The organism is Micromonospora sp. NPDC049529, from assembly GCF_055586685.1.
This window is the reverse complement of sequence record NZ_JBVJHT010000022.1, coordinates 63,266-82,285: the sequence shown is the minus strand read 5'-3', so window position 1 is coordinate 82,285 and position 19,020 is coordinate 63,266. Positions and strand designations below refer to the sequence as shown.

General features: G+C 71.8%; 19 protein-coding genes and 1 riboswitch. Of the genes, 7 read left to right on the top strand and 12 right to left on the bottom strand.

What is annotated here, in order from left to right; all coding sequences use genetic code 11:
- Window positions 1-17 precede the first annotated feature (17 nt).
- The 3 genes from ACZ6QQ_RS30835 (at window position 18) to ACZ6QQ_RS30825 (ending at window position 2,514) form a co-directional block, all read left to right on the top strand.
- Window positions 18-881 (top strand): ABC transporter substrate-binding protein, encoded by an 864-nt coding sequence (locus ACZ6QQ_RS30835; RefSeq protein ID WP_465881061.1) that lies wholly within the window; start codon window positions 18-20, stop codon window positions 879-881.
- Window positions 882-979: 98 nt separating this feature from the next.
- Entirely contained in the window at window positions 980-1,747 is a 768-nt protein-coding gene (locus tag ACZ6QQ_RS30830) for an amino acid ABC transporter permease (protein WP_465881129.1), read from the top strand.
- A gap of 2 nt (window positions 1,748-1,749) precedes the next feature.
- Window positions 1,750-2,514, top strand: a complete 765-nt coding sequence (locus ACZ6QQ_RS30825) for an amino acid ABC transporter ATP-binding protein (protein WP_465881059.1) — start codon at window positions 1,750-1,752, stop codon at window positions 2,512-2,514.
- Window positions 2,515-2,537: 23 nt separating this feature from the next.
- Here ACZ6QQ_RS30825 and ribH read toward each other — a convergent pair whose 3' ends face one another.
- From ribH to rpe, 6 genes are all read right to left on the bottom strand, one after another.
- On the bottom strand, window positions 2,538-3,038 hold the full coding sequence (gene ribH, locus ACZ6QQ_RS30820) for a 6,7-dimethyl-8-ribityllumazine synthase (protein ID WP_465881057.1): 501 nt from the start codon (window positions 3,036-3,038) through the stop codon (window positions 2,538-2,540).
- Between the two features lie 2 nt (window positions 3,039-3,040).
- Window positions 3,041-4,360: a bifunctional 3,4-dihydroxy-2-butanone-4-phosphate synthase/GTP cyclohydrolase II gene (locus tag ACZ6QQ_RS30815; RefSeq protein WP_465881055.1), complete on the bottom strand. Its 1,320-nt coding sequence runs from the start codon at window positions 4,358-4,360 to the stop codon at window positions 3,041-3,043.
- Complete coding sequence (locus tag ACZ6QQ_RS30810) at window positions 4,357-4,962, bottom strand: riboflavin synthase (RefSeq protein WP_465881053.1); 606 nt, start codon at window positions 4,960-4,962, stop codon at window positions 4,357-4,359. The genes ACZ6QQ_RS30815 and ACZ6QQ_RS30810 overlap by 4 nt, the downstream gene beginning before the upstream one ends.
- A gap of 3 nt (window positions 4,963-4,965) precedes the next feature.
- Window positions 4,966-6,027, bottom strand: coding sequence for a bifunctional diaminohydroxyphosphoribosylaminopyrimidine deaminase/5-amino-6-(5-phosphoribosylamino)uracil reductase RibD (ribD, locus tag ACZ6QQ_RS30805; RefSeq protein WP_465881051.1), 1,062 nt, complete (start codon window positions 6,025-6,027; stop codon window positions 4,966-4,968).
- Window positions 6,028-6,195: 168 nt separating this feature from the next.
- A riboswitch (FMN riboswitch) is annotated at window positions 6,196-6,373 on the bottom strand.
- A gap of 123 nt (window positions 6,374-6,496) precedes the next feature.
- A complete protein-coding gene (locus tag ACZ6QQ_RS30800; RefSeq protein WP_465881049.1) occupies window positions 6,497-7,459 on the bottom strand; it encodes a GGDEF domain-containing response regulator in 963 nt (320 codons plus the stop codon).
- Entirely contained in the window at window positions 7,456-8,136 is a 681-nt protein-coding gene (gene rpe, locus ACZ6QQ_RS30795) for a ribulose-phosphate 3-epimerase (protein ID WP_465881048.1), read from the bottom strand. The genes ACZ6QQ_RS30800 and rpe overlap by 4 nt, the downstream gene beginning before the upstream one ends.
- Before the next feature lie 322 nt (window positions 8,137-8,458).
- Between rpe and ACZ6QQ_RS30790 the strand changes: the two genes are divergently transcribed.
- Both ACZ6QQ_RS30790 and ACZ6QQ_RS30785 read left to right on the top strand, forming a co-directional pair.
- Window positions 8,459-8,623, top strand: a complete 165-nt coding sequence (locus ACZ6QQ_RS30790) for a hypothetical protein (protein ID WP_465881046.1) — start codon at window positions 8,459-8,461, stop codon at window positions 8,621-8,623.
- Window positions 8,620-9,432 (top strand): isocitrate lyase/PEP mutase family protein, encoded by an 813-nt coding sequence (locus ACZ6QQ_RS30785; RefSeq protein WP_465881045.1) that lies wholly within the window; start codon window positions 8,620-8,622, stop codon window positions 9,430-9,432. Before ACZ6QQ_RS30790 ends, ACZ6QQ_RS30785 begins: the two co-directional genes overlap by 4 nt.
- Window positions 9,433-9,447: 15 nt before the next feature.
- Here ACZ6QQ_RS30785 and ACZ6QQ_RS30780 read toward each other — a convergent pair whose 3' ends face one another.
- Window positions 9,448-10,395 (bottom strand): SDR family NAD(P)-dependent oxidoreductase, encoded by a 948-nt coding sequence (locus tag ACZ6QQ_RS30780; RefSeq protein ID WP_465881044.1) that lies wholly within the window; start codon window positions 10,393-10,395, stop codon window positions 9,448-9,450.
- A gap of 207 nt (window positions 10,396-10,602) precedes the next feature.
- Here ACZ6QQ_RS30780 and ACZ6QQ_RS30775 point away from each other — a divergent pair, with 207 nt between their 5' ends.
- Together ACZ6QQ_RS30775 and ACZ6QQ_RS30770 are read left to right on the top strand one after the other, a co-directional pair.
- The gene (locus ACZ6QQ_RS30775) at window positions 10,603-12,231 is read left to right on the top strand and encodes a hypothetical protein (RefSeq protein WP_465881042.1); all 1,629 of its coding nucleotides are present in this window, start codon (window positions 10,603-10,605) and stop codon (window positions 12,229-12,231) included.
- Between the two features lie 189 nt (window positions 12,232-12,420).
- Window positions 12,421-13,311, top strand: coding sequence for a septum formation family protein (locus tag ACZ6QQ_RS30770; protein ID WP_465881040.1), 891 nt, complete (start codon window positions 12,421-12,423; stop codon window positions 13,309-13,311).
- An 86-nt stretch (window positions 13,312-13,397) separates the two neighbouring features.
- On the opposite strand, the gene ACZ6QQ_RS30765 is transcribed toward ACZ6QQ_RS30770, so the two are convergent.
- From ACZ6QQ_RS30765 to ACZ6QQ_RS30745, 5 genes are all read right to left on the bottom strand, one after another.
- The gene (locus tag ACZ6QQ_RS30765) at window positions 13,398-14,975 is read right to left on the bottom strand and encodes an RsmB/NOP family class I SAM-dependent RNA methyltransferase (RefSeq protein WP_465881039.1); all 1,578 of its coding nucleotides are present in this window, start codon (window positions 14,973-14,975) and stop codon (window positions 13,398-13,400) included.
- Complete coding sequence (fmt, locus tag ACZ6QQ_RS30760) at window positions 14,972-15,916, bottom strand: methionyl-tRNA formyltransferase (protein ID WP_465881128.1); 945 nt, start codon at window positions 15,914-15,916, stop codon at window positions 14,972-14,974. Before fmt ends, ACZ6QQ_RS30765 begins: the two co-directional genes overlap by 4 nt.
- 5 nt (window positions 15,917-15,921) lie before the next feature.
- The gene (gene def / locus ACZ6QQ_RS30755; RefSeq protein WP_465881037.1) at window positions 15,922-16,482 is read right to left on the bottom strand and encodes a peptide deformylase; all 561 of its coding nucleotides are present in this window, start codon (window positions 16,480-16,482) and stop codon (window positions 15,922-15,924) included.
- 152 nt (window positions 16,483-16,634) lie between these two features.
- The gene (locus ACZ6QQ_RS30750) at window positions 16,635-17,849 is read right to left on the bottom strand and encodes a cytochrome P450 (RefSeq protein ID WP_465881127.1); all 1,215 of its coding nucleotides are present in this window, start codon (window positions 17,847-17,849) and stop codon (window positions 16,635-16,637) included.
- Between the two features lie 102 nt (window positions 17,850-17,951).
- The gene (locus ACZ6QQ_RS30745; RefSeq protein WP_465881035.1) at window positions 17,952-18,950 is read right to left on the bottom strand and encodes an AAA family ATPase; all 999 of its coding nucleotides are present in this window, start codon (window positions 18,948-18,950) and stop codon (window positions 17,952-17,954) included.
- Between the last annotated feature and the right edge of the window lie 70 nt (window positions 18,951-19,020).

Sequence of the window (19,020 nt, the reverse complement as noted above, 5' to 3'; positions counted from 1 at the left end):
CGCCTATGCTGTCCGCCATGGCTCGCCGTACGGTGCCGGTCGCCCTCGGGGCCGCGACCGCCCTCCTCGCCGCCCTCGCCGGCTGCGCCCCGCAGGAAGTGGAACCCACCCCCTCCCAGCCCGCCGCCGCGTCCTGCGAGAAGGGATCCCTGACCACCAAGACGCCGGGCAAACTGACCATCGGCACCGACGACCCGGCGTACGAGCCGTGGTTCACCGACAACAAGCCGGACAACGGCGAGGGCTTCGAGTCGGCGGTCGCGTACGCGGTCGCCGAGCGGCTCGGTTACGCCCGTACGGACGTGGTCTGGAACCGGGTCAAGTTCGAGAACGCGATCGCGCCGGGGCCGAAGGACTTCGACTTCGACATCAACCAGTTCTCCATCACCGAGGAGCGCAAGCAGGCCGTCGACTTCTCCGCGCCGTACTATCTGGTCCGCCAGACGGTGATCGCGCTGAAGTCGTCGAAGATCGCCGGCAAGACCACGCTGGCCGACCTGAAGGGCGCGAAACTCGGTGCCCAGGTCGGGACCACCAGCTACCAGGCGATCACCGACGTGATCAAGCCCGGCCCGCAGCCGCAGGTGTTCAACACCAACGACGACGCCAAGAAGGCACTCCAGAACGGGCAGATCGACGGCCTGGTGGTGGACCTGCCGACCGCGTTCTACATCACCGGCGCCGAACTCACCGACGCCACCATCGTGGGCCAGGTGCCGCAGGTCGGTGTGCCGGAGACGTTCGGGTTGGTGCTGGACAAGGGATCGCGGCTGACCGGCTGCGTCGGGCAGGCGGTCACCGAGCTGCGCGACGCCGGCACCCTCGGCGACCTGGAGAAGAAGTGGCTCGCCCAGGTGGCGGGCGCACCCGAACTGACGTGAGCACGAGCACCCGGACCGACGACCGACCGCCGCCGCCCGCCCCCTCCGACATCGCCCGCGCGCGGGCGGTGCACCGGCGCCGGCAGACGATCCGCTCGGTGCTGGTCGCCGCGGCCTCCACCGGGGTGCTGGGCACCCTGCTGGTGGTCGCGGTCACCGGGTCGCCCGGCTGGGCCCGGGTCCGGCAGTCCTTCCTCGACCTGGACATCGCCCGCGCGGCCCTGCCGGACGTGCTCACCGGGCTCTGGCTCAACGTCCGGCTGCTCTTCTTCTGCGCCCTCGGCGCACTGGCCCTGGGCCTGCTGATAGCGCTGCTGCGGACCCTGCGCGGGCCGGTCTTCTTCCCGGTCCGCGCACTGGCCACCGGCTACACGTACACCTTCCGGGGACTGCCACTGATCATCGTGCTGTACGTGTTCACCCTCGGCGTGCCGGGGCTGCGGTTGCAGGGCATGCCGCCGGTGCTGGTGCTCGGCGGCTGCGCGCTGGTGATCACGTACAGCGGCTACCTGGCCGAGGTGTTCCGGGCCGGGATCGAGTCGGTGCACCCGAGCCAGTTCGCCGCGGGCCGCTCGCTCGGGCTGACCTACCGGCAGACCATGCGGCACGTGGTGCTCCCGCAGGCCGCCCGCCGGGTCGCGCCACCGCTGCTCAACGACGTGGTGGCGCTACAGAAGGACGTCGGGCTGGTGTCGCTGGCCGGTCCGATCGACGCCGTACGGGCGGCCCAGATCCAGACCGCCGAACACTTCAACTACACGCCGTACATCGTCGCCGGAGTGCTCTTCGTGCTGCTCGCCATTCCGCTGATCGCGGTGACCGACTGGGTGACGTTGCGCGCCGCGCGCCGGCAGGCGGGGCACTGACCATGACGTCGGCATCAGCCACAACTGACGTGCTCTCCTGCCGGGGGCTGCGCAAGTCGTTCGGCGGGCGGACCGTGCTCGACGGGCTCGACCTGGACGTCGCCGAACACGAGGTGGTGGCCCTGATCGGCGCCTCCGGTTCGGGCAAGTCGACGCTGCTGCGCTGCCTGAACCTGCTGGAGGAGATCGACGACGGCACCATCCACCTGGACGGCGAACACATCACCGACCTGCGGGTCGACCCCGACCGGGTACGCCGCCGGATCGGCATCGTGTTCCAGTCGTACAACCTGTTCCCGCACCTGAGCGTGCTGGACAACATCACCCTGGCGCCGCTGCGGGTGCACCGGCGGTCGCGGGCCGACGCCGAGGAGCAGGCCCGTGAACTGCTCGACCGGGTGGGCCTGGTGGACAAGGCACGGGACTATCCCGACCGGCTCTCCGGCGGGCAGCAGCAACGGGTGGCGATCGTCCGGGCGCTGGTCAACTCGCCCCGGCTGATGCTGCTCGACGAGGTCACCTCGGCCCTGGACCCGGAGCTGGTCGGCGAGGTGCTGAGCCTGATCCGCGAGCTGAAGGCGGACGGGATGACGATGGTGCTGGCCACCCACGAGATGGGGTTCGCCCGGGACGTCGCCGACCGGGTCTGCTTCCTCGACGGCGGTCGGGTGATCGAGCAGGGGCCGCCGGCCCGGGTGCTGGGCGAGCCGACCGAGCCGCGTACCCGCCAGTTCCTGCGGCGGATCATCGAGGCCGGCCGGCTCTGAACCCGGCACGTGCGGCGGGCGGTCTACCCGCCGAAACCGACCGGCACCGTACGCTTGCCCAGCCCCCGGATCGCCAACGCGGCGTCCAGCGCGGCAACGGTCGACGCCCAGCCCTTGTCCTCGGCCGAGCCGGGCAGACCCGCCCGGTCCCGTGCCTGCTCGATCGTGTTGACCGTGAGCACGCCCTGGCCGACCGGCTTACCGGCGTCCAGCGCCACCCGGGTCAGCCCGTCGGTGACCGACCGGCAGACGTAGTCGAAGTGGGCGGTGTCGCCGCGTACCACCACGCCGAGGGCGACCACCACGTCACAGTCGCGGGCCAGCGCCTGGGCGACGACCGGCAGCTCCACCGAGCCGGCGACCCGGGCCACGGTGACGTCCCGCACGCCGGACGCCTCGGCGGCGGCCACCGCCCGCTCGACCATGTGGTCGGTGAGTTCGCCGTGCCAACGGGCCGCGACCACCCCGACGGTCAGCCCCGCCGCGTCCACCGCGTCCACTCCCGGTTCCCCGAAACCAGCCATCGTTACGCCGATCCTTCCGTGATCCCGTCGAGCTCACCCAGCAGGTGGCCCATCCGGTCCCGCTTGGTCCGCAGGTAGCGGACGTTCTCCGGGGTGGCCCGCACCGGCAGGCCCTCCCGCCCGGTGATGGTCAGCCCGTAGCCCTCCAACCCGGCCCGCTTGGCCGGGTTGTTGGTGAGCAGCCGCATGGAACGTACGCCCAGGTCGTAGAGGATCTGGGCACCGGTGCCGTAGTCGCGGGCGTCGGCCGGCAGGCCCAGGTCCAGGTTCGCGTCGACGGTGTCCCGCCCCTGGTCCTGCAGCTGGTACGCCTGCAACTTGTGCACCAGGCCGATGCCCCGTCCCTCGTGCCCGCGCACGTAGAGCACCACCCCCCGGCCCTCCTGCGCCACCCGGTCCAGGGCGGCGTGCAGCTGCGGCCCGCAGTCGCAGCGCAGCGAGCCGAACACGTCCCCGGTCAGGCACTCGGAGTGGACCCGGACCAGCACGTCCTGCCCGTCGCCGAGGTCGCCGTAGACGAGCGCGACGTGCTCGGCGGAGTCGTTCTCGACCGCGTAGCCGAGCGCCCGGAACAGCCCGTACGGGGTGGGCAGCTTCGCCTCGGCCTCCTGCCTGACCTGCTTCTCCATCCGCCGCCGGTACGCGATCAGGTCGGCGATGCTGATCAGGGCCAGGCCGTGCTCGGCGCTGAACTTCTCCAGGTCGGGCAGGCGCATCATGGTGCCGTCGTCGTTGACGAGTTCGCAGAGCACACCGGCCGGTTTCAGCCCGGCGAGCCGGGTCAGGTCGATCGCCGCCTCGGTGTGCCCGGCCCGGCGCAGCACCCCGCCGGCCCGTGCCCGCAGCGGCACCACGTGTCCCGGCCGGGCCAGGTCGGTCGGCCGGGTCGCCGGGTCGGCGAGCAGCCGGATCGTGTGCGCGCGGTCGGCGGCCGAGATGCCGGTGCTGACCCCCTCGCGGGCGTCGACCGTCACCGTGTACGCGGTGCCCCGCCGGTCCTGGTTGGTGTGGTACATCGGCGGCAGTTCGAGCCGGTCGGCTTCCTCCTCGGTGACCGGGGCGCAGATGTAACCCGAGGTGTAGCGGACCATGAAGGCGAGCAGTTCCGGCGTGGCCAGCTCCGCCGCGAAGATCAGGTCGCCCTCGTTCTCCCGGTCGGCGTCGTCGACGACGACCACCGCCCGCCCGGCCGCGATCTGCGCGATCGCCTCCTCGATGGCGGTGAACGCGGTGCCGGGGGCCGCTTCGGCCGGGCCGACGCCGGACCCGGCGCGGACCGCGAACTCGACGGGGTCGGACTCGATGACGCTCGACTCACTCATGACGTGGCCTTTCCGGTGCCGAGTAGCCGCTCGACGTACTTGGCGACGACGTCCACCTCAAGGTTGACCGGGTCGCCGATCTTCTTGTGCCCCAGCGTGGTGAGCTTGAGCGTGGTCGGGATCAGCCCGACGGCGAAGGTGTCGTCGCCGATCTCCGAGATGGTCAGGGACACTCCGTCGACGGTGATGGAGCCCTTCTCCACCGCGTAGCGCGCGATGTCGGCCGGCAACGAGAACCGGACCGTCTCCCACTGTTCGGCCGGCTCCCGGCCGATGATCTCGGCCACCCCGTCGACGTGCCCCTGCACCAGGTGCCCGCCGAGCCGGGTGCCGAGCGTCGCCGCCCGCTCCAGGTTGACCGGGTCACCGGCGAGCAGCCCGCCGAGGGAGGACCGGCGCAGCGTCTCGCCCATCACGTCGGCGGTGAAGACGTCGCCGTCGACGTCGACCACGGTCAGACAGACCCCGTTGACCGAGATCGAGTCGCCGTGTGCGGCGTCCGAGGTCACCACCGGTCCACGGACCGCGATCAGCGCGGAGTCCGTACCCGTGACGGTCAGTCGTACGACCTCACCCAGTTCCTCGACGATGCCGGTGAACATGTCTCAGCCCTCCCTCTTCCGGGGCAGCGCGGTGATCCGCAGGTCGGGACCGACCTGCGTGATGTCGACGAAATCGAGGTCGATGACCTCGGAGATGGTGGTCGGGCCGGCGTTGCCGAGCGCCGCCGGGCCGGCGCCGAGCAGCTTCGGCGCCACGTACCCGATGACCTTGTCGACCAGCCCGAGGGCGAGGAACGCGCCGGCCAGGGTCGGCCCGCCCTCCAGCAACGCGGCCCGGACACCACGCTGGTACAGCCCGGTGAGCAGGGCCTCCAGGTCGACCCGGTCCTCCTTGTCGGCGCCGAGTTCCGCGGTGGTCACCACCCAGGTGCGGGCGGCGCCGTCGCGCACGCGGGCATCCGCCGGGGTACGGCCGGAGCTGTCCACCACCACCCGCAGCGGCTGCCGGATGGCGAGGCTGCCGTCGCGCAGGTTCCGGGCGGTGAGTCGCGGGTCGTCGGCGAGGACCGTGCCGACCCCGGCGATCACCGCGTCCACGGTGCCGCGCAGGGCGTGCACGTCCATCCGGGCCGCCTCGGAGGTGATCCACATGCTGGTGCCGTCGGCTGCGGCGGCCCGCCCGTCGAGGGTGGAGGCGTACTTCCAGATGACGTACGGGCGGCCCCGGCGTACCGCCGTCAGCCAGGCGATGTTGCCGGCCTCGACCTCGGCGGCCCGTACCCCGATCTCGACCTCGACCCCGGCGGCCCGCAGGGTGGCCGCGCCACCGGAGGCGACCAGGTTCGGGTCCGGCACGCCGATCACCACCCGGGACACCCCGGCCTGGATCAGCGCGCCGGTGCACGGCCCGGTACGACCGGTGTGGTCGCAGGGTTCGAGGGTGACCACCGCCGTGCCGCCCCGGGCACGCTCACCGGCCTGGGCCAGCGCGACGATCTCGGCGTGCGGGCCGCCGGCGTAGGCGTGGAACCCCTCGCCGACCAGCTCGCCGTCGGCGTCGAGCAGTACGCAGCCGACCACCGGATTGGGGCTGGTGCTGCCCAAGCCGCGGGCGGCCAGCTCGATCGCCCGGCGCATCGCCGCATCGGCGGAGACGCTCACCATGTCCTGCGCCCTACTCTCGTCACTCGTCGGTCAAACGCGCGACGAGTGGGAGGCATTCCGGCAGGTGGCCGGCAGGCGGCGGCGGAGAAACCCGGGTACGGCGCAGCCGAACCCGGCAGAGTCCCGGACCGGGGCGCCCGAGGGTGCCGGCCGAGACCTGTCCGTCCCGCGCGCTGTCTCCCATCCGGACTGTCTGAGTACGGGCTGCAAGCCCGTGCTCAACCGTCGGCCCCGGATTCTCACCAGGTCCACCGCTCGACACAGGGTCGACCGGGTCGCGGGCTTACCGTGGCCGAGGCCGCGGATCACCGCCGGTTCGGAATTTCACCGAGTCCCGCCAGCGCGTGGTGGGTACGTTGTGAGTCTTACACGGTTTCGGGCCTCGATCGCCATCGACGCGACCTAGTTCACACGGCTGATCATCACCACTTCCCGCCCAATCGGGCGGGAATATTTCGGTGCCGGAGGATCAGCCCTCTACCCGGCGCCGGTCGACGGCCACGTACGAGCCGGGCTGGTTCTTCGCCAGACTCTTCATCTCCGATGCGGCGGCGATCACTTCAAGTGGGTCGGTGAACCGCCGCTCGGGCACCGACAGGGAGACCCCGATGGAGAGCGTGACCAGGTGAGCCTTTTTCACGTTGCCGCGCCGGTCCTTCAGCTCGACGAAGCCGCGCTGGGCGTCGGAGGGGTCGTACAGCTCGTCGGCGGTCTTCTCGAAGTCGACCACCGCCTTCTCGGTGATCGGGCGGACCTGTTCCGGGGCGCAGACGATCACGAAGTCGTCGCCGCCGATGTGACCGAGGAAGGCGGGCGGCAGCCCGACCGAGACCACCGCCCGGTGCAGGCTGCGGGCGAGCGCGGTGATGAACTCGTCGCCGCGGCTGAAGCCGTACCGGTCGTTGACGCTCTTGAAGCGGTCGATGTCGACGTAGCCGACGGCGTAGTCGACGCCGCTGCGTACCCGGTCGGTGATCTCCCGGCGGACCCGGCTGTTGCCGGGCAGGCCGGTCAGCGGGGACACCTCGCGGAACTCCTTGTTCCGGCGCAGGGTGGAGCTGACCCGGGCGATCAGCTCGGCGGTGTCGAACGGCTTGACCAGATAGTCGTCGGCCCCGGCGGTGAGGCCGTGCACCTTGTCCACGGTCATGCCCTTGGCGGTCAGCATGATCACCGGCAGGGCGGAGGTCATCGGGTCGGCGCGCAGTCGGCGGGTCAGTTCGAGCCCGTCGATCCGGGGCATCATCAGGTCGACCACGGCCAGGTCGGGCCGGTGGACCTCGATCATGTCGAGGGCTTCCTGGCCGTCGCCGGCCTTCAGCACGTCGAAGCCGTGCAGGCGCAGGTTGAACTCGACAAAACGGGCGATGTCAACGTCGTCGTCGACGACCAGGATGACGTCCTTGCGCTCCTCGACCGGGTCGACGCTCACGACCGCGACACAGCCCGCTCGGCCAACCCGCGCAGGTGGCCGATTGCCGCCGCCGGATCGTCCGCGCCGTAGACGGCGGTACCCGCCACGAAGGCATCCGCACCGGCGGCCGCCGCCTGCTCGATGGTGTCCGCGGCGATCCCGCCGTCGACCTCGATCCGCAGTTCGAGGTGACCGCTGTCGGCGTGCCGGCGGGCGGCCCGGACCTTGTCCAACAGCTCCGGAATAAACCGCTGCCCGCCGAAACCCGCCTTGATCGTCATGATCAGCAGGGTGTCGAAGCTCGGCAGCAGATCCAAATACGGCTCGATCGGGGTGTCCCGGTCGAGCGCCAGTCCCGCCTTCGCACCCGCCGAACGCAGGTCCTTGGCCAGCGCGACCGGGTTGTCGCACGCCTCGGCGTGGAAGGTCACGTTGTACGCCCCGGCGTCGGCGTAGGCCGGCGCCCAGCGCCTCGGATCCTCGATCATGAGGTGCACGTCGAACGGCAACGTGGTGACCGCCAGCAGGCTCTGCACCACCGGCAACCCGATGGTCAGATTGGGCACGAAATGGTTGTCCATCACATCGACGTGCAGCCAGTCGGCCGCTGACTCGACCACCCCGGCCTCGTCGGCGAGATGCGCGAAATCCGCGGCGAGAATGCTGGGCGCGATGATCGGCGTCGGTGCGGTCACCGCGCCAGTCTACGAACGCCCGCCACCCGTACGGCACCGGCCGTCGACCCCGTCCACCCACCGGACCCTTCTGATCCATCCACCGGACCCGGCTGACCGGTCGGCGGTTGCCGTAGTGGTGCGGTTACGCCACTGTGAAAAGCCCCACCGCCACGTCCGCCCCGCTCCGATGGACCCGCATCCGTGAACCCGCTCACGCCACGGGACACCCGGAACCCGACCCGCCGCCACCTGGAGTTGCCCGTGGTGACGCCGTGGTGGCCGGGTCGGTTGGCGATCAGGACGAGCGGCAGCGGGTGACGGAGCGGCTACCGTCGACATCGTGACCGGATCCGTACCCGCGCTGGTCGGGGTTGAGCTGCCGTTGCCGGAGATCGCCGCCTGTCACCCTCCCGCCGAACCGGGACCGGGCAGGGCTCCGGCGATGCTCGGGGCGGGACCGCATGGCTGCGGCAGTGCCACTGACGCCCTGGTCGGGCAGCTGTGAGCCACGCCTCGGACTTCGCCGCGCTGCACCGGAAGGGGCGGCCGTTCCTGCTGCCCAACGCCTGGGACGTCGCCTCCGCGCTGCTGCTGGCCGACGCCGGGTTCCCGGCGATCGGCACCACCAGTCTCGGCGTGACCGCCTCCGTCGGGCTGCCCGACGGTGCCGGTGCGGGCGCCGAGCTGACCATCGCGCTCGCCGGTCAGCTCGTACCGAGGCTGCCGGTGCCGCTCACCGTCGACCTCGAAGGCGGGTACGCCGACGACCCCGAACGGGTCGCCGCGCTCGCCGCCCAACTCGCCGATGTCGGTGTGGCCGGGATCAACCTGGAGGACGGGCGACCGGACGGGCAACTGCGGCCGGTGCACGAGCACGCCGCGATCGTCGGGGCGGTGGTGTCCGCCGCACCCGGACTGTTCGTCAACGCCCGTACGGACACCTACTGGCTGCGGGTCGGCGACGAGCGGGGCCGGCTCGGCGAGACCGTACGGCGGCTGGCCGCGTACCGGGAGGCGGGCGCCGCCGGGGTGTTCGTACCGGGGCTGACCGAGCCCGCCGACATCGCGACCGTCACGGGCGCGGTCGACCTGCCGCTGAACGTCCTCTGGCAGCCCGGTGCGGATCCCGCCGCGCTCGCCGCCGCGGGGGTGGCCCGGATCAGCACCGGATCGGCGCTCTACCGGCACGCCCTCGCGGCGGCGGTGGACACAGCGGCCGCCGCCCGCGCCGGTACGTCAGCACCGGTCACCCCCGTCGACTACCACCGGCTGCAACAGCGGATCCGCGCCGAAGACCGACCCGCCCAGGGCTGACGGGGCCCGGCAGGGTCAGTGTCGTACGCCGGGCCAGGCGGTCCAGGCGTCGGCGAGGATGCGCTCCAGTGTCGAACGCTCCGGTCGCCACCCGAGCGTCGCCCCGGCGCGGGTGATGTCGGCGGTCAGCGTGGGCGGTTCGGGTTTGGGCGGCAGCCGGCGTACCTGCACGGGGATCCCGGTGACCTGCTGGGCGCGGGTGACGACCTCGACCATGCTGGTCCCGGTGCCGCTACCGATGTTGAACACCTCGTGCCCGCCCGGCCGGGTACGTTCCAGTGCCAGCCGGAACGCCCGCGCCGCGTCGGCCACGTGGACGAAGTCGCGTACGGCCGCCCCGCCGCCATTGAGCGTGACGTGTGGCAGTTGCCCGGTCATCGCCCGGAACACGTTCGGGATGATCCGGCCGGGATCGGTGTCACCGACCCCGTCGACCGCCCCGGCGAGGTTGAAGCAGCGCAGCGTGACCGCGCCGATCGCACCGAGCGCGGCCTGGGCGGCGACGAGTTGCTCGGCGGCGACCTTGGCGGCGGCGTACGGGCTCTCCGCGTGCACGTCGAGATCCTCGGCGAGGGCACCGACCGGGCGGGAGCCGTACACGATGTTGGTGGAGGCGAGCACGACGGAGGTCGCCGGCCGCTCCTCGCTGGCCTGCTCGAACGCCTTGAGCAGGTTCAGTGTGCCGACGGTGTTCACGTCGAAGTAGGTGAGCGGATCGGCGAACGAGTCGCGGGCGCTGGTCATGGCGGCGAGGTGGCACACCCCGTCGAACCCGCCGACGGCGACGATCCGGGACAGTCGTACCCGATCCCGAATGTCTCCGGTGACCAGCTCGGCCCCGACGGCGAGCCGCGCGGTGGATTTTCTCCGGCTCAGCACGGTCACCCGGTGCCCGGCCGTGAGCAGGTCGACGCTGACCGCGTGCCCGAGAAAGCCGAGCCCACCGGTGACCAGTACGTGCACCTGTGTTCCCCTTCTGGCGGGTTTGCGCACGGTGACTGCCGGGAGTGATCGAGCAGTGGCCCTCCATCATGATGGCTCGCTGTGAGCAGCGCCACCCTCCACCCGGCGCCCGGTCCGGTGGCGGGACGCGAGACCCGAGCCACACGGCGGCGGAGCATCGCCTAGTCTGACGTCCGATCAATCGGCACTCAGACAATCGGGGACCCCGTGGTCGGACAGCTCGTACCCGCTGAACTGGACACTCCGGATCCTGATCCGGTTGCCGCCCCACCGACCGGGCGCCGCCGCCCGAAGGTGCACGACGGCATCGCGATCGCGGCGCTACTGGCGTTCTACTTCGTGGTGCACGACGTGAAACTCGTGCTCACCGCGCCGTACTGGCTGGACGAGGCGTGGGTCGCGTTGTCCGTACGGTTTCCGATCAGCGAGCTGCCGCTGTTGACCTCGTCCACCCCGCTGGGCTGGACGTTCCTGCTCCGGCTGGTCCCCGACAGCGACTACCTGCGGGTGGTGCCGCTGGCGTTCGACCTGCTCGTGGTCGTCTGCGCGTACGCGCTCGGCCGGCTGCTGGCCTGGCAGACCCGGCTGCACGGGACGATCGCGGGACTGGCGTGCGGGCTGGCCGTCCTGCTGCTGCCGGCCCAGCAGGCCCGACACGATCTCAAGCAGTACACCGCCGACGCCGCCGTCACACTCGGCCTGCTGGTGCTCGCCGCCTGGACGGAACGGCACTGGTCCCGCAAACGACTCGGCGTCATCGTGGCATTCGTCGCGGTCGGAATGCTGGTCAGTCACGTGACGGCGGTCGCCGCCCCGTGCGCCGTCGGCGGCCTGGTGCTGGTCACCGCGCTGCGGCGGCAGTGGCGACGGCTGTTCGAGGTGCTGGTCGCCGGGGCCGCCGCCGGACTCGTCGTCGGGATCATCTACCTCGGCATCTCCAGCCGTAACCAGAGTGAGTCGCTACAGAACTTCTGGGCGGCCAACTTCCCGACCCTGCGCGGTCTGCCCGCGTACCTGGATCAGCAGTTGTCCATGCTGGAGGCCTTCCTCGGGCTGCCGCCGTACCTCTGGGTCGGCCTGATCGCCGCCGGGGTGGCGACCCTGGCCTGGCGGGGCCTGGGCGGCGTGGCGATCGCGGCGGTACTGCTGCCACTGGCCGCGATCGTGCTCGGCGTGGCGGAAATCTACCCACTACTCGAACAGCGCACCGGGAATTTCCTGCTGGTCTGGGGTACGGCGCTGGCCGGTCTCGGGGTCGCCGGTGCGGTCATCGCGCTGGCGACGCTCACCCGCCGGCTACTGCCCCGCCTCCCCTCGCTCGCCCCGACGATCGCCGCCGCCGTCGCCTGCGCCGCCCTGATCGGCTGGTACGGCGTCTACAACGACCGCTGGTACCGGTTCGACGGCAACGAGTCGTGGTACTACACCTCGATCGGGACCGAGGACAGCCGGTCCGCCACCGCGTACGTGGCCGCGAACCGCTCGCCGAACGACGTGATCGTGGTCAGTCTCTCCGGCCGGTACGGCTTCGCTTTCTACTGGCGGGAGGACCCGATCGTCCTTCGCGAGTATCCGAACACGGTGGGCTGGGACGCTACCGTGCCGAGCAATCCCAGCATCGTCTACCTTCAGGGTCAGACAGCCGAGACGATCCGCGAGGGGCTCGATTCGGGGATCCGGCTGGCGGCCGAGCGTGGCGGCGGTGCCCGGGTCTGGCTGATCCGCTCGCACGTGATCGGCGAGGAGGTCGCCGCCTGGCAGGCGGTGCTCCCCGACTACCGGTTCGAGCAGGTCACCACTGGTGTGGAGCCGGTCGTCCTGGTCAGCGCGAAGTAGTCCGACGCGGGGTGGCCCAGCTGAAGTAGGGCAACGCGAGACGAGCCCCGATGCCCGATCGGGGGCGAAATCGGACGCAAGGTGGTGCGCGGTCGTCGGTGTGCGTACCGGTATGCTGCTCGGCCGATGGCCCTCGGCGCCCGCCCGGGTGCGGCAGTGGGCCGTCGGGTCCCTGGGGAGGACGAGTAGATGCGACGGTGGCTGACCGCGGTGGCACTCGGCGGCATGGCGGCACTCGTACTGGGCGGTTGTGCCCTTCCGGACGGTGTCGACGGTGACCTGACCGACGACTGGGCGGCGATCGGGGCTCCGGTGAGTTTCACCCCGGCCGTCGGCGCCTGCCACCCGCGCCCGGTGGACATCGGCTACCTGAGTTCGTACCAGCCGGTCGACTGCGCCCAGTCGCACGACACCGAAACCGTGTACGTGGGCACCTTCACCGGCGGCGACGCGGATCGGACCGCTCCCCCGGCCGAGGGGTCGCCGAGCCTGCGGGCGGCTCGGTCCGAATGCGACGGCAAGGTCAACGAGTTCGTCGGCGGCGACTGGCGCGGTGGCCGGCTCTCGGTGAGTGTGGTGCCGCCGTCGAGCTACGCGTGGTCCGGCGGCGCCCGCTGGTTCCGGTGCGACCTGGTCGAGATCGGGGGCCTGGACAACCCGGACGTGGTGAGTCGGTCGGTCAGTCTCAAGGGCGCGCTGACGACACAGCCGGATCTGACCTACGGCTGCTTCACCCCGAAGCTGGTCAAGGACGACATCGACCAGATGCTGCCGGTGTCCTGCACCGCGAAGCACAACAGCGAGTTCGCCGGGATCTGGACCGCGCCGGACATTCCCTACGAGGCGTTCCTGAAGGACGACGCCCGCACCGAGAAGGGGTGCATGGGTGTCATCGCCACCTTCACGAAGGTGCCCAACAACAGCGACCTGAAGTACCGCACCGGCTGGATCTTCTACTATCCCGCCGAGGCCGACTGGGAGGCTGGCAACCGAGGGGTGCAGTGCTTCCTCTGGATCGACGGTCGTTCGTTGACCCGTTCCCTGAAGGGTGCCGGCCCCGGCGCGCTGCCGATCAACTGACCCGCCGTACCCGACCGACAACCGTCGACGCCCCGGCCATCCGGCCGGGGCGTCGACGTATGAGCATTCGGGTGCGGCGTCGGTGGCTACTCGCCGCGACGCAACACCGCCAGGAACATCGCGTCGGTGCCGTGCCGCTGCGGCCAGAGCTGCACGGTGGGGCCGTCGCCGAGGCCGGGCATGCCGGCCGGCAGCAGCGGACGGGCGTCGACGAAATCGACCGGTACGCCGGAGCGTCGCGCCGCCTCGGTCACCGTCACGTGCGTCTCCACCACGTGCGGCGAGCAGGTCACGTAGGCGACCACCCCACCCGGGCGGACCGCCCGGAGCGCGGCGGTGAGCAGTTCCCGTTGCAGCCGGGTCAGCGGTGGGAGGTCCGACGGCTGGCGGCGCCAGCGCGACTCGGGGCGGCGTCGCAACGAGCCGAGCCCGGTGCAGGGCGCGTCGACCAGGACCCGGTCGAAGCCGCCCTCGGGCAGGTCGGGGTCGGCGCCGACGGTCCGTCCGTCCATGGTGAGCACCCGCACCGGTAGGCCACGGACCGCCTGGGAGACCAGCCGGGCCCGGTGTTCGGCCACCTCGACCGCCGTCAGGGTGGCACCGCGTTGCGCGGCCAGCGCGCCGAGCAGACCGGCCTTGCCACCGGGTCCGGCACAGAGGTCGAGCCAGCGGCTGTCCTCCCCGTCGACCGGGGCGGCGGCGACCGCCGCGGCGACGAGCTGGGAACCCTCGTCCTGCACGTGTGCCCGACCATCGGTGATCGCGGCCAGGTCACCAGGCGCCCCACCGCCGAGGTAGACGGCGTACGGCGAGAAGGCGCCGGGTGCGCCGTGCACCTCGTCGGCCAGCGCGACGGCGTCGGCCCGACCGGGCCGGGCGCAGAGGTGCACCGGCGGCCGTTCGTTGTCCTCGATCAGCAGGCGGGTGGTCTCGGACATGTCGCCGCCGAGCGCCTCGGCGAACGACCGGATGATCCACTGTGGATGGCTGTAGACGAGCGAGAGGTGCCCGACCGGGTCGGTCTCGAACGGCGGCGCCAGTTCGGTGACCCAGGTGTCGAGGTCCTTGCCGGAGATCTCCCGCATCACCGCGTTGGCGAAGCCGGTCGCACCCGGTGCCACCGAGCGGACCAGTTCGACCGTCGCGGAGACGGCGGCGTGCGCCGGCACGCGGGTGTAGAGCAACTGGTACGCACCGATGCGCAGCGCGTCGCGCGGCTGCGGGTCGATCCGGGCCACCTCCCGTCCCGCCGCCACGGCCAGGATCGCGTCCAGGGTGCCGCGTACCCGCAGCGTGCCGTAGGTCAGCTCGGTGGCGAAGGCGGCGTCCCGGCCGTACAGGCCCCAGTCGCGCAGGATCCCCGGCAGCACCAGGTTCGCGTACGCGTCGTCGCGGTGCACCGCCGCCACCGCCTCGTACGCCGCCAGACGCGGCAGGTCGGCTGGTGGGCCGCCCGGTCGACCGCGTCCGCCCGTACCGGTGGACCGGTCCCGGCCTCCACGGGCGTCCCGGGGACGACCACGGTCGTCGAAGCGGGGTCGTCCCCGGTCGTCGGAGCGCGGTCCCCCGCGGTCGTCGGACCGGACCGCCGAGCGGTCGTCGGACCGGACCGGCGGTCGGTCGTCCGGGCGGGCCTGGTCGCGGTTGTCGGACGAGGCGATCACTCGGTCACCTCGGTGGTCTGGAAGGTCTCGCCCGGGGCGACCCGGACGCCACGCGCCCAGTCCGTGGCCGGCATCGGCTTCTTGCCCGCGGCGCGTACCTCGCCGAGGGCGACCGCCGTGGTGGCCGTGCCGACGAGTACCTGGGTCCGTTCGATGAGCAGCTCTCCTGGGGTGAGATCGGGCGAATTGGCAATGGGGCGGACCGGGCCGAGCTTGACCCGGTCGCCCCGGAAGGTGGTCCAGGCACCCGGCGCCGGGGTGGCCGCCCGGATCCGCCGGTCCACCGCGAAGCCCGGTTCGGTGAAGCGGACCTGCCCATCGGCGACGGTCAGCTTCGGGGCCAGCGACACCCCGTCGACCGGCTGCGGCTCGGCCCGGGCGGTGCCCGCCTCGATCGCGTCGAGGACGGCCACCAGCAGCCCGGCGCCGGAGGCGGCGAGCCGGGTCAGCAGGTCGCCGGAGGTGTCGGTGGGGCGGATCTCGTCGGTCAGGGTGCCGAAGACCGGGCCGGTGTCCAGCCCGGCCTCCAGTTGGAAGACGCTGGCGCCGGTCAGCTCGTCGCCGTGCAGCACCGCGTGCTGTACGGGCGCGGCCCCGCGCCAGGCCGGCAGCAGCGAGAAGTGCAGGTTCACCCAGCCGTGGGCGGGGATCTCCAGTGCCACCGGCGGCACCAGGGCGCCGTAGGCGACCACCGGTACGCAGTCCGGGGCCAGCTCGGTCAGCCGGGCCAGGAACTCGGGCTCGCGGGGCCGGGCCGGGGTGAGCACCTCGATGCCGCGCTCGTCGGCCCAGGCGCCGACCGGGGAGCGGACCAGACCACGGCCGCGTCCGGCGGGGGCGTCCGGGCGGGTGACCACGGCGAGCAACTCGTGCCGGGAGGCGGCGACGGCCTCCAGGGCGGGTAGTGCGACGGCCGGCGTACCGGCGAAGAGCAGGCGCATCCGGGTCACCGACCCAGGCCGAAGGGACCACCGGCGCCGTGCGGGCTGGTCTTGATCACCGGCGGGGCGCCGGAGTCGTACCAGTCCGCCGCGCGGATCGCCTTCATCGCCTCCTTGCGCCCCTCGACGGAGAGCCGGTCGAGGAAGAGCACCCCGTCGAGGTGGTCGGTCTCGTGCTGTACGCAGCGCGCCATCAACCCGGTGCCGACGATCTGCAACGGGTCGCCGTACGAGTTGAAGCCCTTGGCCACGACGTTCTGCCGGCGGACGGTGTCGAAGTAGAGCCCGGGGATGGAGAGGCAGCCCTCCGGGCCGTCCTGCTCCTCCTCGTCCGGGAAGGAGAGCACCGGGTTGATCAGGTGACCGACCACGTCGTCCACGTCGAAGGTGAACACCCGCAGGCCGACGCCGAGCTGCGGGGCGGCCAGACCGGCACCGTTGCGGTCGCGCATCGTGTCGGTGAGGTCGGCGACCAGCTTGCGCAGCTCGGCGTCGAAGTCGACGACCGGCTCGGCCGGCGTGCGCAGCACCGGATCCCCGAACAGACGGATGGGCTGAACGGTCACGCGGGATGGCTCCTTAGCTGGTGGGACGGGGACGCTCGGCTGCTGGGACGCGAGCCGGTGGGACGGGAGAGCGGGTGGGACGGGGAACGGCTGGGACGGAACAGGCGCGCGGGCGCTGCCGTACCAGTCTACGGCGGCGCTACCGGCGGATCTCAGGCCACCGACACCGGCAACCGCTCGTAACCGCGCAGGGTGAGCCGGACCCGGTGGGCCGGCACCCCGGCCGGTTCGAGCCGGGGCAGGCCGCGCAGTATCTCGGGAAAGGCGACCTCCGCCTCCAGCCGGGCCAGCGGGGCACCGAGGCAGTAGTGCGCCCCGGCGCCGAACGAGATCGGCTGGTGGTCCGGCCGGTCCGGGTCGAACCGGTGCGGGTCGGGGAACCGGGCCGGATCTCGATTGGCCGCGCCGAGCAGCAGCAGCACTTCCGCCCCGGCCGGCAGTTTGGTGCTGGCGACCTCGATCGGTTCGGCGACGATCCGGATGGTGAGCTGCACCGGGGCGTCGAACCGCAGCATCTCGCGGACGTAGCTCGGGGCGAGGGTGGGATCGGCCCGCAGCCGGTCGGCGTGCCCGGGGTGCGCCAGCAACACGGCGAGTCCGTTGCCGAGCAGGTTGGTGGTGGTCTCGAAGCCGGCCACCAGCAACAGCACCAGGTTGGCCAGCAGTTCGTCGCCGGAGAGCCGGTCCGGGTCGTTGTCGTGGGCCAGGACCAGCGCACTGGTCAGGTCCGGACCGGGTGTGCGGCGCCGCCGCACGATCAGCTCCGCCAGGTACGCGGCCAGTTCTGCGGCGCCCCGGTTCGCGGTGTCGAGATCGGCCTGGCTGATCTCGGGCTCAAGTACGGCGGTCAGGTCGGCGGCTCGGGCCCGGAACCACGGATGGTCGGTGGCCGGTACGCCCAGCAGCGCGCAGATGACGCCGACCGGCAGCGGGTAACCGAACTCGGCCAGGAAGTCCACCGGTCGGCCGTCGTGGCCCTGCCGCTCGATCCGGGTCACCAGTTCGCGCGCCTGGGCGGTGACCACGTCCCGCAGGGCGGCCACCCGGCGGGGAGTGAATGCCCCGGCGACGAGTCGGCGCATCCGGTGGTGGTCCGGTGGGTTGCTCTGCAGAAGCGAGATGGCGATCACGCTGATGGCCGGGTTGGTCCGCCAGCCGAGCCACTGCCGGTCGAGCATGGCGGCGTCGCGGACCCGCGTCCGGGGATCGCGCAGCAGCGCGTCGACGGCGGCGTACCCGGTGACGACAAAGAGGTTCGGACCGGCCTCGACCACCGGGCCGTACCGGCGCAGCGCCTCGTAGAGGGGGTACGGATCGGTCCGCCCGGTGGGTGACATGAGCAGGTTGAGTGCCTGGGCGGCGTCCATCGGGTCCTCCGGGTCCGGCGCGCGAAGATCCATCATCGCCGCCCGGTGCCAATGGTCGCCCCGGTGCCCGTCGGCCCGGCACGCGGCGATGGGGTGGTGCCGTTACGAGGAGATGCCGGCCTCGCTGGCCAGGACCGGGTCGGCCGGGTCGGCGTCGGCCTGGGCGAGTACGTGTTCGGGCAGCGGCAGCCGTACGCCGTGTGCCGCGTCCCAGTCGTAGATCGTGCCCAGCCCGACCTCGGCCTGGAAGAACTCGACCGCCGAGCGACCGCCGACCACCGGCTCGTCGACCTCGGCCACCAGCCGGCCGGGGACCAGCTTGAATCCGTTGCGCAGGGCGGCGCTGAGTCGGCGGTGTCCGTCGACGACGAAGAAGTCGCTGCCGGTGTAGCCGATGCTGAGCGGTTCCAGGGCGGCCTCGCCGGCCCGCGCGACGTCGGTCACGAAGTCCGACTCCCAGAGCCCGCGCAGCCCCTGGATCTCCTGGCTGGGGTAGATCCGGCCGGGGTCGAGCAGGAGCAGCGGCGGCGCGTCCTGGAGGACCTGCTTACCCAGCGTCCCCTCGAAGGCGGCGATGACGTGCTCGACCACCTCCATCGCGGAGGCCCGGGTGGTGTCGCAGATCAGGTCGTAGTTGCGCAGTTTGGCCTTGTCCACGCCGTACCGGAGGATGAATCGGCTGCGCTCGCTCTCGCTGCGCTCGCGCAGCTTGGTCCGGGCCTCCTCGATCGAGGTGTAGCTCTCGGCCGGGCCGGAGGGGCGGGCGAGCACCCGGCGAGCCGCCTCGGTCGGCTCGGTGATCATGTGGATCTTGAGCGCGTCCCGGAAGAAGTGCCAGGCCAGCCGGCTGTCGACGACCAGCTGCTCGCCGGAGTCGGCGATGTCCTGCTGGAGCTGGTCGACGTAGCCGTCGACCGCCTGGTCGAGCTCGGCGTGCAGGTTCAACTGCAGGGTGGTCATCTGGCGCCGCTGCGCCATCTCCCGGTACAGGTCGCCCACGCTGATCCGGCGCAGGCCGAGCCGCTTGGCGAGTTCGATCGACACCGTGCTCTTGCCGCTGCCGAGATCTCCATTGAGAACGATCGATTGACGATCGGTCACGACGCACACACCCCTGATCGCAGACTGATTAGGATCACTCGATTACACACCGAAACGGTGTGATCACGGC

Coding starts and splice junctions, on each gene's coding strand:
- fmt (WP_465881128.1), bottom strand. CDS start 15,916: ATGCGCCTGCTCTTCGCCGGTACGCCGGCCGTCGCACTACCCGCCCTG.
- ACZ6QQ_RS30835 (WP_465881061.1), top strand. CDS start 18: ATGGCTCGCCGTACGGTGCCGGTCGCCCTCGGGGCCGCGACCGCCCTC.
- ACZ6QQ_RS30810 (WP_465881053.1), bottom strand. CDS start 4,962: ATGTTCACCGGCATCGTCGAGGAACTGGGTGAGGTCGTACGACTGACC.
- ACZ6QQ_RS30815 (WP_465881055.1), bottom strand. CDS start 4,360: ATGAGTGAGTCGAGCGTCATCGAGTCCGACCCCGTCGAGTTCGCGGTC.
- ACZ6QQ_RS30825 (WP_465881059.1), top strand. CDS start 1,750: ATGACGTCGGCATCAGCCACAACTGACGTGCTCTCCTGCCGGGGGCTG.
- ribH (WP_465881057.1), bottom strand. CDS start 3,038: ATGGCTGGTTTCGGGGAACCGGGAGTGGACGCGGTGGACGCGGCGGGG.
- ribD (WP_465881051.1), bottom strand. CDS start 6,027: ATGGTGAGCGTCTCCGCCGATGCGGCGATGCGCCGGGCGATCGAGCTG.
- ACZ6QQ_RS30750 (WP_465881127.1), bottom strand. CDS start 17,849: ATGGACGCCGCCCAGGCACTCAACCTGCTCATGTCACCCACCGGGCGG.
- ACZ6QQ_RS30770 (WP_465881040.1), top strand. CDS start 12,421: ATGCGACGGTGGCTGACCGCGGTGGCACTCGGCGGCATGGCGGCACTC.